Source organism: Kushneria marisflavi, assembly GCF_002157205.1.
GTDB lineage: Bacteria > Pseudomonadota > Gammaproteobacteria > Pseudomonadales > Halomonadaceae > Kushneria > Kushneria marisflavi.
The window spans coordinates 2,173,262-2,186,010 of record NZ_CP021358.1 but is presented as its reverse complement, the minus strand read 5'-3'; the positions used below and the strand labels follow the sequence as shown (position 1 = coordinate 2,186,010).

General features: G+C 60.5%; 10 protein-coding genes. 3 read left to right on the top strand and 7 right to left on the bottom strand.

The features are described 5' to 3' along the window. Positions 1 to 60: 60 nt before the first annotated feature. From araG to B9H00_RS09960, 4 genes are all read right to left on the bottom strand, one after another. On the bottom strand, positions 61 to 1,572 hold the full coding sequence (gene araG / locus B9H00_RS09975; protein ID WP_086901814.1) for an L-arabinose ABC transporter ATP-binding protein AraG: 1,512 nt from the start codon (positions 1,570 to 1,572) through the stop codon (positions 61 to 63). A 14-nt stretch (positions 1,573 to 1,586) separates the two neighbouring features. Next, on the bottom strand, positions 1,587 to 2,582 hold the full coding sequence (locus tag B9H00_RS09970) for an arabinose ABC transporter substrate-binding protein (protein WP_086901815.1): 996 nt from the start codon (positions 2,580 to 2,582) through the stop codon (positions 1,587 to 1,589). Between the two features lie 363 nt (positions 2,583 to 2,945). Then, positions 2,946 to 4,370, bottom strand: coding sequence for a sugar porter family MFS transporter (locus tag B9H00_RS09965; protein ID WP_086900529.1), 1,425 nt, complete (start codon positions 4,368 to 4,370; stop codon positions 2,946 to 2,948). Positions 4,371 to 4,471: 101 nt separating this feature from the next. Next, positions 4,472 to 5,206, bottom strand: coding sequence for an SDR family NAD(P)-dependent oxidoreductase (locus B9H00_RS09960; protein ID WP_086900528.1), 735 nt, complete (start codon positions 5,204 to 5,206; stop codon positions 4,472 to 4,474). Positions 5,207 to 5,361: 155 nt separating this feature from the next. On the opposite strand from B9H00_RS09960, the gene B9H00_RS09955 reads away from it, so the two are divergent. Together B9H00_RS09955 and B9H00_RS09950 are read left to right on the top strand one after the other, a co-directional pair. Beyond that, positions 5,362 to 6,651 (top strand): ROK family transcriptional regulator, encoded by a 1,290-nt coding sequence (locus B9H00_RS09955; RefSeq protein WP_236944249.1) that lies wholly within the window; start codon positions 5,362 to 5,364, stop codon positions 6,649 to 6,651. A 128-nt stretch (positions 6,652 to 6,779) separates the two neighbouring features. After that, a complete protein-coding gene (locus B9H00_RS09950) occupies positions 6,780 to 7,028 on the top strand; it encodes a hypothetical protein (RefSeq protein ID WP_086900527.1) in 249 nt (82 codons plus the stop codon). A gap of 212 nt (positions 7,029 to 7,240) precedes the next feature. On the opposite strand, the gene ppsA is transcribed toward B9H00_RS09950, so the two are convergent. Then, the gene (gene ppsA / locus B9H00_RS09945) at positions 7,241 to 9,697 is read right to left on the bottom strand and encodes a phosphoenolpyruvate synthase (protein WP_086900526.1); all 2,457 of its coding nucleotides are present in this window, start codon (positions 9,695 to 9,697) and stop codon (positions 7,241 to 7,243) included. A gap of 459 nt (positions 9,698 to 10,156) precedes the next feature. Here ppsA and ppsR point away from each other — a divergent pair, with 459 nt between their 5' ends. Then, the gene (gene ppsR / locus B9H00_RS09940; protein ID WP_086621055.1) at positions 10,157 to 10,978 is read left to right on the top strand and encodes a posphoenolpyruvate synthetase regulatory kinase/phosphorylase PpsR; all 822 of its coding nucleotides are present in this window, start codon (positions 10,157 to 10,159) and stop codon (positions 10,976 to 10,978) included. A gap of 76 nt (positions 10,979 to 11,054) precedes the next feature. Here the strand turns inward: ppsR and B9H00_RS09935 are convergent, their stop codons facing one another. Together B9H00_RS09935 and B9H00_RS09930 are read right to left on the bottom strand one after the other, a co-directional pair. Further along, complete coding sequence (locus B9H00_RS09935; RefSeq protein WP_086900525.1) at positions 11,055 to 12,017, bottom strand: threo-3-hydroxy-L-aspartate ammonia-lyase; 963 nt, start codon at positions 12,015 to 12,017, stop codon at positions 11,055 to 11,057. A gap of 90 nt (positions 12,018 to 12,107) precedes the next feature. Then, positions 12,108 to 12,737 (bottom strand): helix-turn-helix transcriptional regulator, encoded by a 630-nt coding sequence (locus B9H00_RS09930; RefSeq protein ID WP_086900524.1) that lies wholly within the window; start codon positions 12,735 to 12,737, stop codon positions 12,108 to 12,110. Between the last annotated feature and the right edge of the window lie 12 nt (positions 12,738 to 12,749).

Here is a 12,749-nt window from a genome sequence, read left to right as displayed (position 1 = left end):
ATTGGGTGTCTCCAGACATCATGTTGTTATTGGCACCGATTGTGGTCAGGACCGTCATGTTCAGGCCGGCAGTGCCAGACCCAGCAGCCGCTCGGGCGTGGCGGCATCACGATCGACGATGTCGATCAGCGCACCACTTCGCATCACACCGATGCGATCGCAGATCGCGCTGACCTCGGTCAGATCGCTTGAGATCACCACTACGGCCTTGCCCTGGTCGGCCAGGTCATACAGCAGGTTGTAGATATCGCGTCGGGCACCGACATCGATGCCGCGGGTCGGCTCATCCATCACGAACAGCTCGATCTTCTCGGAGAGCCAGCGTGCCAGGATGACCTTTTGCTGATTACCGCCGGACAGGGTGCTGATGCGGGTGCGCGGTCCGGGCGTGCGAATGCGCAGTTTTTTGATGTAGTCACGCGTATTGTCAAGCTCACGCCCGGGATCGCGCCACAGCCCCATGCGGCGGAAAAAACGGCGGCAGCTGATATTGAGGTTGTCGGTGACGCTGGCCACCGGGAAGATGCCCTGGGACTTGCGATCCTCCGGACACATGGCGATGCCGGCATGAATCGCCTGACCGGGCGAGTTGAAGCGCCCGGTGCGGCCATTGAAGTGAATCTCGCCGCCCTTCGGGGATTCCACACCGCATACCAGTCGCATCAGTTCACTGCGGCCGGCACCGACCAGACCGAAAAAGCCGAAGACCTCACCGCGACGAACCTCGAAGCTGACCGGCGCCGTCAGGCCACGCCCTTCCAGGTTGTCGACCTTCAGGATGACGTCACCGGTCTCGCGGCTGCGATAGCCGTAGACATCCTCGATATCGCGCCCGACCATCTCGCTGACCAGCTGGTCCTGGGTAAGGCCTGCCATGGTGTCGTGGGTACAGATATGGCGTCCGTCACGAAAGACCGTCACGGCGTCACACATCTCGAACACCTCCTCCATGCGGTGGGTAACGTAGAGCACCACCCGCCCCTCATCGCGTAGACGCTTGACGATACGCTTGAGCTGGCGCGTTTCCTGAACCGACAGCGAGCTGGTCGGCTCGTCAAAGGCAATGATGCGAGCATCGCGCAAAAGCGCCCGGCCGATCTCGATCATCTGCTGCTGGCCGATCGAGAGATCGCGCACCTTCGTCGCCGGATGAACATTGCCCTCGCCCAGCTCCTCGAGAATCATTAGCGCCCGCTCGCGCAGCCGCCTGCGATCCACGATGCCGTAGTGCTGAGGCAACTGCCCCAGCAGCAGGTTTTCGGCGACCGACAGATTGGGCGAGAGCGTCAGCTCCTGATAGATGATGGCGATGCCCAACCGCAGCGCCTCACGAGCGTTGGCGAAGACATGGCGCTCTCCACCGACTCGAAGCGCGCCATCGGTGACGCGATTCACACCGCTCAATACCTTGAGCAGGGTCGACTTGCCGGCACCGTTTTCGCCCATCAGGGCGTGCACTTCACCGGCGCGGGCGCTGAAGTTCACCCCGTCGAGGGCCCGAACACCGGGAAACTCGACGGTGACGTTTTCAACGACAAGCCAGGGGTCGGCCTCGGCGGCCACGGCCCCCATCACAGGGGCCACACTCATAGCTGCAGTTCCTTGCGGACTTCCTGCCAGTTGTCACGCGTCATCAGGGTGCCGGTGGTTTCGGTATAGGCCGGCGGCTGCTTGTCTTCGGTGATCCACTGATAGAGGTTTTCCGCGCTCTGGCGACCGTGCATGGTCGAGCTGACCGCCACGGTGCCGTAGAAGCCGGTGGGCTTTTCACGCGAGAACTCGGCAAAGGCCGCGCCGGAGCCGTTGATGCCCACACCGATGACATCCTCCGGTGACAGACCGTACTGTTCGCTGGCGCGCACGCCCCCCAGCACGCTCTCCTCGTTGAGGGCGTAGATCACCCAGTGATCAAACTTGCCGTACTTGGAAAACATCGGTGAAGCCGCCGTGAAGGCGCTGGTGGTATCGGTATTCTGCTGCGGCGCATCAATCACGTTGTCCTTGTTGAAGCCGGCATCCAGCAGCGCCTGCGTCGCGCCGTCAGTACGCTCTCGGGCGGTCGGCAGTTCGTTGTTGGAGATACGCAGGGCACCGGTCTTGTCCATGTCCCAGCCACGACGCTTCATCTCCTCGGCAATGGCATTACCGACCTGCTCTCCAATCTTGTAGCCCGACATGCCCAGGTGCGGCACCTCGGTCATGGGTTTGCCGTCGCTGCCCACAAACTGGTCATCCACGGTCACGACCTTCATGCCGTACTGCTTCGCCCGGTTGGCAATCGCCATGCCCAGGCGCACATCCGGCGGACAGATCACGAACCCCTGCGCGCCCTGGGCGTTCAGGTTGTCGATGGCGCTGAGTACCTGCTGGCCGTCTTCACCGGCCAGACGCACCACGGTAAAGCCCTGCTCCTGACCCAGTTCGCTGGCAGCACGCTGCTCGTTGATAAACCAGGCCTGCTCGGGTTTTTTGACGATGAAGCCGATCTTGACGTTGTCGTCGCTGGCATGCGCCATGCTCAACGGCACCAGGGCCATGAGGGTGGTGGCAATCACACGGGAAAAGGCAGGTAACAGGGACATCATGGACTCCGGGCCCTCGTGGGGCAGTTTGTTATTCATGGGTGTTCAAAAGCGCCATTCCGCGCCCGTGACACACTAAAGCCAACATACGGCGTGACTTGAGCGGCGACTAATGCATCAAGTCGTTCCAGGTGATACCGAAACGGCTATTGGTATCGCGCTGGCCCAGCGGATACGCCCTCTGCCACCAGGGGGTCTGGCACGGGCGCTGAGACTAAAGTTACGCGCGACTTAAGCCGCATGGTGTGGCATCAACTTTTGGCATGAATCCCTCACGCCACAACAATTCCGGTATCAAGAAAATCGCCCGGCATCATTGGCCGGGCGAAGGGGTAAAGCCAGAGCTGATCACGCTCGACAACCTTACTCGTAGGCCATGTCTTCGAGCTCGCGACCCCGTGTTTCCCTGACCATTTTGATGACGAAAAAGACCGAGATCAGGGCAAAGAAGGCGTAGATACCGTAGGCGCCGCCCAGACCGATACCGGCCAGCATGATCGGGAAGGTCATGGTGATACCGAAGTTCGCCAGCCACTGGAAAAGCCCCGACACGGCCAGCCCCGAACCGCGCATCTGGTTGGGGAACATTTCGCCGAGCATGACCCACATGACCGGGCCCCAGGAGGCGTTGAAGAACATGACGTAGATGTTGGCCGATAGCAGCGCCACGATGCCCATGCTGTCGGACAGGCGCAGCGAGCCATCCACGATTGCGGCGGTCGAGAAGGCATAGGCCAGAATGCCCAGAGTGACCGTCATGCCGACCGAGCCGATCCACAGAATCGGCTTGCGTCCGACCTTGTCGATCACCGCAATGGTGATCAGACACGCCGCGATACTGACCGCCCCACTGATGATGTTGATCAAAAGCGCATCGCTTTCGGTAAAGCCGACCGACTGCCACAGCACCGCGCCGTAGTAGAACACCACGTTGATACCGACCAGCTGCTGGAACACGGCAAGACCAATGCCGACCCAGACAATACGGTGTACGCGACCGGTCGAGGCGTTGATCAGGTCAGACAGGCCGGGCGTGCGCTCACGATGCAGCGAGGTACGAATGTCTTCTGCCTTCTGCTCGGCTTCGCGATTGGCCATCAACGTTTTGAGTACCTTGAGGGCCTTTTTGCCCTCGCCCTTGCTGATCAAAAAGCGCGGGCTTTCCGGAATCCCCAGCAGTGCCAAAAAGAAGATGACCGCCGGGATCAGCTCCATCCAGAACATCCAGCGCCAGGCTTCAAAACCGCCCCAGAATTCGGCGGTCGAGGCACCGGCGACTCGCGCCAGCACATAGTTGCTGACAAAGGCCATGAACAGCCCCGTGATGATGGCGATCTGCTGGATGGTGGCGAGGCGACCGCGAATGGCGGCCGGGGCCACCTCACTGATATAGGCCGGCGTCATGACGCTGGCCGCCCCCACCGCGATACCGCCGAGGATGCGATAGATGACGAACTCAAAAGAGCCCTGAGAGACGCCGGACCCCCAGGCACTGACGATGAAAAAAAGTGCTGCGACGATCAACAGCATCCGTCGCCCGAAGCGGTCCGCCAGACGACCGGCAAAGAAGGCGCCGCCGGCACAGCCCAGCAGCATCGAGGCCACGTTGAAGCCGGTGCCTGCGGCTTCGGAATTGAAGGCAGCCTGCAGGCCATCCACGGTGCCGTTGATGACCCCGCTGTCAAAGCCGAACAGGAAGCCGCCAAGCGCGGCGACACAGCAGATAATGAACACATAGAACTGCTGTTTGCGGCCGTCCTCATCCTGAACCGAAGTGTCTGACTGCATGACGGAATCTCCTGGGATAGTTGTTGTCCTGAAACCGGCTTTGATGAAACGTCAGTGTTTAATGGGTTGCGATGGCATCATTTCGTGTCGAGCGAGCCCGGCTACAGCCAGCCGCCATCGACCCAGTAGTTGTGGGCAGTACAGCCACCGGCCGCATCGGAGGCCAGAAAGAGCACCATGCTGGCGACATGATGCGGGTGTAGACGCACCTTGAGCTTTTGTTCTGCCACGATTTGCGCCTCGTCTTCCGGGGTGTACCAGCGTGACTGACGCGGCGTCTTGATGTTGCCGGGTATCACGCAGTTGACGCGAATGCCGTCACTGCCCAGCTCGCTGGCCAGTGCCCGGGTCAGGCCCTCGATGGCCGCCTTGGCAGTTTCATAAAGCACCATCCCCGGCTGACCGAGATGCCAGCTGATGGATCCCATGTTGATGATTGATCCGCGACCCTGTGCGCGCATGCCGGCGGCCACCGCCCGCACTGACAGCGCCTGATGGCGCAGATTGATCGCCATGCGATCGTCCCAGTACTCGGGCGTGACGTCTTCAAGCCGATGGCGATCATCGTTGGCGGCGTTGTTGACCAGTACTTCTACCGTGCCGATGTCGGCCAGCACCTGATCCAGCGCGCGAGGGTCGGTCAGATCACAGCGATGAAAGTGCACGTGCTCCCCCAGCGACTCGGCAAGCGCTGCCGCCTCATCAATGATGTCGAGAAAGTGCACCTCACTACCCTGCTCGGCAAAGGCACGCACAATGCCTTCCCCAATACCGGAACCACCCCCGGTGACCACCACGCGACGGCCTTTCAAATCGGGATATATCGGAGCCGTCATGACGTCTTTTCCATAAGGTTTGATTTAATTAAAAGTTCTTACCCGGCAGTGTCTACCTGCCCCTGTCATCCAGCCATTGGACATAGGTCGACGCACGACCATGGTCCAGGCATGACGTTCTGAACGTCGGATTGCCGGGCGCCGAAACACGTTCGATGATAAAAATAAGGATCGACGCTCAAACACGTCGTACCAGCGAGGGCATCTGCCTGTCCGTTCGTTATCGCAACCCGGTGTCCGACACCATGATTCGTCTGTCTGATTCACGCCCTGCCGGCGACCTCAATTCCCTGAAACAGCGCAATCGCCTGGCCATTCTTGATGCGCTGCGGCGCACTCCCGGCATGACCCGTACCGAACTGGCACGCCTGACGGGGCTGACCAAGGTTACCGTCGGCAGCGCCGTAACCCCGTTGCTTGAAAGCGGGTGGCTCGAGGAGGGGGCCCTGCAACATCGACGTGGCGGGCGGCCCGGGCGTGAGCTGTCGCTTGGCGAACACCATCATCTGCTGCTGGGGGCCGAGGTCGGCGTGCACGAACTCCGGTTGATGGCCTGTACGCTGTCCGGGGCAACGCTGGCCCAGCGCTGCATATCACTGTCAAACCCCACCCCCGATGAGACCGCCCGCCAGCTGGCATACGAGATCACGACCCTGCTTGAAAGCGACGATCTTGGCGCCCGACAGCTGCTGGGGGTGGGCGTCGCCCTGCCGGGCCCGGTCATGCCGAATGAACCGCTACTGGGACTGGCACCCAACCTGGGCTGGCATCAGGTCCGGTTTCTGGACCTGCTGGCGAACCACCTGCCGGGGCTTGCGGGGATTCGAGTGATGGACAACGAATCCTCACTGGCCGCTTTCGGCGAGCTTTACTTCGCCACGCATGACGCGCCCGAATCACTGCTGTTTGTCAGCGCCGATACGGGCATTGGCAGTGGTCTGGTAGAAAACGGCGCGCCGCCGCGCATCATTCGCGGCGTGCATGGTCTGGCCGGTGAAATTGGTCATACCCTGCTCGACCCGGACGGGACACTCTGTCACTGCGGCAACTACGGCTGCGCCGAGACACTGGTGAGCGGCTGGCGCCTGAGGCAGCAACTCGGCATCGAGGACAGCATCGATCTGGTCGACGGTGTGGCGGCGCTCCCGGCTTCACGTACGGCTCCGGTGCTCGAACGGGCCGGCCAGGCGCTGGGCATGCTGCTGCATAATCTTCATCACACGCTCAATCCGGCCGAAATCGTGATCGGTGGCACGCTGACCACGCTTGGCCCCGCCTTCATGGACCCGGCGCTTGCCCGTTTTGCCAGCACCCAGCGCCGACTGCTGCCGGAGGCCACCCTGATTACGCCGCGCGTACTGACACAACATCAGCTGATACCGGCCCGGGGTGCCGCAGCGATGGTAATGGCCAGTGCCCTGGCCGCTCTGGAAGCCTCGCCCTGAGCTGACGTCCTTTGCCGACTTTTCCCCGGCATCGCTGTCTTCCCCAGCCCCGGTCAGGTCGACGCATCGCGACGCGCGCTTTAACATTAAAACCTGATATACCTCAGACCACTTCCCAGGAAGCCCTCATGTCATTGCTGAAGACTCTCAGACCCGGATTCATTGCGAGAGAGTTTATCGCCATGTTTTGCACTTGCTTCACCGTCTTGATCGTCAGTTCCCATTACGGACTGTTCAGCGAAAACAGCATTGAACACGACCTGTTTCTGAGCGCATGGATCGCTACCGGCCATCAGATCATGAATATTTGCCGTTATCGTAAAAATCAGCGGGCGATGAAGTGTCGGGAAAACGACCATGAGTCGGGGCCGGCCTGACGGCTCTGATGCTCGTCGCCTCACTCAAGAGCATCAATGTGATGCCCGCGTGCGTTCAAAGGTTTGATAACCCCCGCCTTGATATCCCTGCCCTCGTGTATACGAGGATTCCATACCGAGCACCCTGATCAGCAGCGGACCTTTCACCGCCCGGGCATTAAAAAACCGCCCGGCCCTTGCGGGCCGGACGGTTGAGAGGACTTGCTGATGCGTTACTTGTTGAGCAGTGATGCCGGCTGGCCATTGCCCGCCTGAGGCGCGCCACCGTCACCCTGCTCCCCCAGCGCAATCCAGGTATTGATCACGGTATCCGGGTTGAGCGAGAGACTGTCGATGCCTTCCGCCATCAGCCAGGCCGCGAAGTCCGGATGATCCGACGGGCCCTGCCCGCAGATGCCCACATACTTGCCCTGACGCTTGGCCGCGCGGATGGCCATCGACAGCAGGGCCAGGACGGCATCATTGCGCTCGTCGAACTGCTCGGAGACCGTACCGGAGTCGCGGTCCAGCCCCAGCGTGAGCTGGGTCATGTCGTTGGAGCCGATCGAGAAGCCATCAAAGTACTCAAGGAACTGATCGGCCAGCAGCGCATTGGAAGGCAGCTCGCACATCATGATGACCTTGAGGCCGTTTTCACCGCGCTTGAGACCGTGGGTTTCCAGCGTCTCGATAACGGCGCTGGCGTCCTTGAGCGTCCGCACGAACGGAATCATGATCTCGACGTTTTCAAGGCCCATCACGTCGCGTACCCGCTTGACCGCCTGACACTCCAGCGCGAAGCAGTCACGGAAGTCCGGCGAGACGTAGCGACCGGCACCGCGGAAGCCCAGCATCGGGTTTTCCTCGTGCGGCTCGTACTGTTCACCACCCACCAGGTTAGCGTACTCGTTGGTCTTGAAGTCCGACAGACGCACGATGACACGCTTGGGCCAGAAGGCCGCCGCCAGGGTCGCCATGCCTTCGGTCAGACGGGCCACGTAGAACTCGACCGGATCAGAGTAACCCGCAATGCGGCTCTTGATTTCAGCCTGCAGCGCCGGCGTCTGACGGTCGAACTCCAGCAGGGCACGCGGGTGAATGCCGATCATGCGGTTGATGATGAACTCCAGACGCGCCAGACCCACACCCTCGTTGGGCAGTGTGGCAAAGTCAAAGGCTCGGTCGGGGTTGCCGACGTTCATCATCAGTTTGAGCGGCAGCTCCGGCAGGTCATCAATGGCAGCACTCTTGACCTCGAACTCCAGCTCGCCTTCGTAGATGTAGCCGGTGTCGCCCTCGGCACAGGAAACGGTGACATGAGAGGTCGAAGTCAGCCGTTCGGTGGCATCGCCACAGCCGACCACGGCCGGAATTCCCAGTTCACGGGCGATGATCGCCGCGTGGCAGGTACGTCCGCCACGGTTGGTCACGATCGCCGCGGCACGCTTCATGATCGGTTCCCAGTCCGGGTCGGTCATGTCGGTGACCAGCACATCGCCAGGAGAGACTTCATGCATCTGGCTGATGTCGGAGATGATCTTCACGGGGCCGGCGCCGATGCGCTGACCGATGGCGCGCCCTTCGGCGACCACCGGGCCACGAGACTTGAGCTGGTAGCGCTCCATGACCTGCTTGCGCGAGCGAACGGTTTCCGGACGCGCCTGAACGATCAAAAGCTCACCGGTGTGACCATCCTTCGCCCACTCGATGTCCATCGGGCGGCCATAGTGCTGCTCGATCAGCATGGCCTGACGGGCCAGCGCTTCAATCTCCTCATCGCTCAGGCAGAAACGGTCCTGGTCGGCGGTATCGACCGGCTCGATGCGTACCTGCTTGCCGTGAGCGCGATCATCGGCATACACCATGCGCTCGGCCTTGGTGCCCATGCTGCGACGCACGACCGAGGGGCGATTGGCAGCCAGAGTGGGCTTGTGAACGTAGTATTCATCCGGATTGACGGCGCCCTGTACCACCATTTCGCCCAGACCCCAGGCGGCGGTAATGAACACGACCTGATCGAAGCCGGACTCGGTGTCGATGGTGAACATGACGCCCGAGGTGGCCAGATCCGAGCGCACCATGCGCTGCACACCGGCGGACAGCGCCACGCCCTTGTGATCGTAGCCCTGGTGAACGCGGTAGGAGATGGCGCGGTCATTGAACAGCGAGGCAAACACGTGGTGAATCGCCTCACGCACCGCGTCCAGTCCCTGCACGTTGAGGAAGGTTTCCTGCTGGCCGGCAAAGGAAGCGTCCGGCATATCCTCGGCCGTGGCCGACGAGCGTACCGCAAAGGAAGCGTTCGGATTGTCGCCTGCCAGCTGTTCGTAGGCCGTGGCGATGGCGCTGTCGAGTTCAGCGGTAAAGGGCGTGTCGATCACCCACTGACGAATACGGGTGCCGGCAGCGGCCAGCGCCTGGGTATCGTCGATGTCGGTCTCATCAAGCAGAGCGTGGATGCGATCATCCAGACCGCTCTGCTCCAGAAAGCGTCGCCATGCATCGGCGGTGGTCGCAAAGCCATTGGGCACCTGAACGCCCAGACTGGTCAGATGACTGATCATCTCGCCCAGCGAGGCATTCTTGCCTCCGACACGATCCACATCGTGCATGCCCACCTGGTCATACCAGAGCACATCCAGCTCAGCGCTGTTGGGGCGATTGTCGTCTGTCACCTTGCGATCACTCATTTCCGTCTCTCCCGGCAATCCTTTAGCCACCAATACCCGAAGCTACCGGCGGTGCCCTACCCAAAAGTAAACAACGTAAAAAAAACGTCGCCCGGGGCGTGTCGATGCATCGCACGACCACATAAAAACGACGTTTTTCAAATTCTTCTGTCCCATGACAGTCGAGCAGAGCGTAATCATTTTTTTCGACCTGCCATAGCCTTCATGACAAGTTTTAAGACCAGGAGCATTTTGAAAGACTACTACAATGCATTAACACAAAGTATGAACAACGCAATTCAACTAATTGAATATAAAAAATAATATCAAAATAAACAGAGCACAAAAAATCACTACATGGTTTGTAGTGCGTGCGCAAATTTGACAAATAAGGTCGCAATGGCATTGCAACATTTTGGCCATTACCGTGGTTTAATGCCTGATAAATCGTGTCTTTTTATGTCGGGAAGAGAGGGGCTTATGCCAAAAACAGTGTTTTATATTTCCGATGGCACGGCCATTACCATGGAAGTGCTGGGACATGCCGTTCTTTCCCAGTTTGATACGGAATTTACCCAACGCACCTGGCCCTTCGTCGACACTCGCGAGCGCGCGATCGAAATTCGTGACCGTATTGACCGGCTCTTTGCCGAGACCGGTGAGCGACCCATCGTCTTTTACTCGATCGTCAGTGATGAAATTCGCCAGATCATCCTGTCGAGTCACGGCTTCTGCCATGACGTGATCGAATCCGTCATCGCCCCGCTCAGCGAAGAGCTCAACATGGCACCGCATCCCACGCTGCACCGCACTCACGGGCTCAATCAGCGCAATGTGGCCCGCTATGATGAACGTATCGCGGCCATCGACTATGCCCTGGCCCACGATGATGGCCTGTCGCTGCGCCATCTCGAGCAGGCTCAGGTGATCCTGATCGGCGTCTCACGCTGTGGCAAAACACCCACCAGTCTGTATCTGGCCATGCAGTTTGGTCTGCGGGTTGCCAACTATCCCTTCATTGCAGATGACATGGACCGCCTGGCGCTGCCGCCGGCCCTTCGAGAGCAACGCGGCAAGCTGTTTGGATTGACCATCAATGCCGACCGACTTGCCGCCATTCGCAACGAGCGGCGCACCGCCAGCACCTATGCCTCTCTCAGGCAATGTCGACTGGAGCTTTCCGAGGTCGAGGCGCTCTATCGTCGGCTGCGCATCCCCTATCTGGACACCACCAACTACTCGGTCGAGGAGATCGCCACCCGCCTGATGGACACCCTCGGAATCGATCGGCGCATTTTCTAGTCGCGGGTGTGAATCGTCACAGGGAGGCAACGGACGGCCCGATGGCGGGCCGTCGGCAGGAAAGGCTGACCAGAAATCAGGCGCTCAGAAGACCGGCAAAGCGCGCCATGTCAACGTTGCCACCACTGATGATGATGCCGACACGCTTGCCCCTGAGCTCGGCCGCCCTCTGTCGGGCGGCGGCAAAACCAAGACAACCGGTCGGCTCGACCACCAGCTTCATGCGCTCGGCCATAAACGACATGCACTCGATAAGTTCGGCGTCCGAGGCGGTCAGAATGTCGTCGACATCGCGCTGGATGATCGGAAAGGTGATCTGACCCAGATGCTGGGTCTGCGCGCCATCGGCAATGGTTTTGGGGGTATCGATATGGACGATCCGTCCCGAGCGAAACGATTGCTGTCCGTCATTGCCTGCCTCGGGCTCGACGCCATAGACCCGACACTGCGGTGACATCGCACGAGCCGCCAGCGCACACCCCGACAGCAGACCACCACCGCCCAGACAAACGAACAGCGCATCCAGCGGACCGGTCTCCTCAAGAAGTTCCATGGCGGCCGTCCCCTGCCCTGCGAGCACATCGGGGTGATCATAGGGGGGGATCAACGTCAGACCATGTCTCTCGGCCAGGTCTCGGCCAATCTGCTCCCGATCCTCAGTGTAGCGATCATACATCACCACCTGCCCGCCATAGCCTTGGGTGGCCGCCACCTTGGCCTCTGGTGCGTCCTGGGGCATGACGATGGTCGCCGGGATGTCCAGCATCCGGGCAGACAGGGCAATGGCCTGGGCATGATTGCCGGAAGAGAACGCCACCACGCCGGCACGCCTTTGCTCGGGACTGAACCTGGAGAGCGTATTGAAGGCGCCCCGGAACTTGAAGGCGCCCGTGCGCTGAAGGTTTTCGCACTTGAAAAAGACCTGCGCGCCCAGCGTCTCATCGACAGTACGCGAGGTCATGACCGGCGTACGCCGCGCGTGGCCTTCAAGTCGTTTTGATGCAGCGACCACATCGTCAAAGGTGGGAAGGTGATTCATGGAACTCCTCTCTCGGCCGGCTGGCCGGACCAAACCGCTTGATCCTCGCGTGAGTCACGAGGTCCCCTCAGGCGCCATCAGCACCAGACACTATCTTGCATAGCCATAGACCGAGGCGCGAGACACGCCCAGATGGGCGGCAACAATTTCCATCGCCCGACGCACTTCCAGCAGCCCTTCTGCCTTGAGTGCCCTGACCAGCACCCTGCGATCTTCTGCCTTGAGCGCGCGCGGCGTGGTGGCCAGGCTCGCGGCGAATCGGTCGATACGCGCCCGAATGGCATCGCCGCCCATCGGGTCCAGCGTCTCCTGCGTCGGTGCGTCGCCCTGAAGCGCGACAAACTGGTTAAGCATGCCCTGAAATCCCTGAAAGACGCTGAGATCGATGTTCATGCACAGCGCAGCGATATAGCGTCCCTCACGATCCTTGATGCCGATCGACGTACTCTTGAGCTGACGACCATCCGAAAACCGGTTGGGGTAGTTGGCAATCACCGGATCGAGTTCGGCGTCCTGAATTCTGGCCAGCCCCAGCTCGGTGGCCGGATGGCCGGGCTCCCGACCGGACAGGTTGTTATGGATCGCCAGCACGGCGTGCGAAGGGGTGAGCAGGTCGTGGACAACCACCTCGCAGAAGGGAGCAAAGGTCTGGGCGACCCCGTCGGCGACCTGCTGAAGCTGTTCGAGCAACCACTGCTGCTCCGGAGTTTTTGACGTCATGGTAGGCACTGC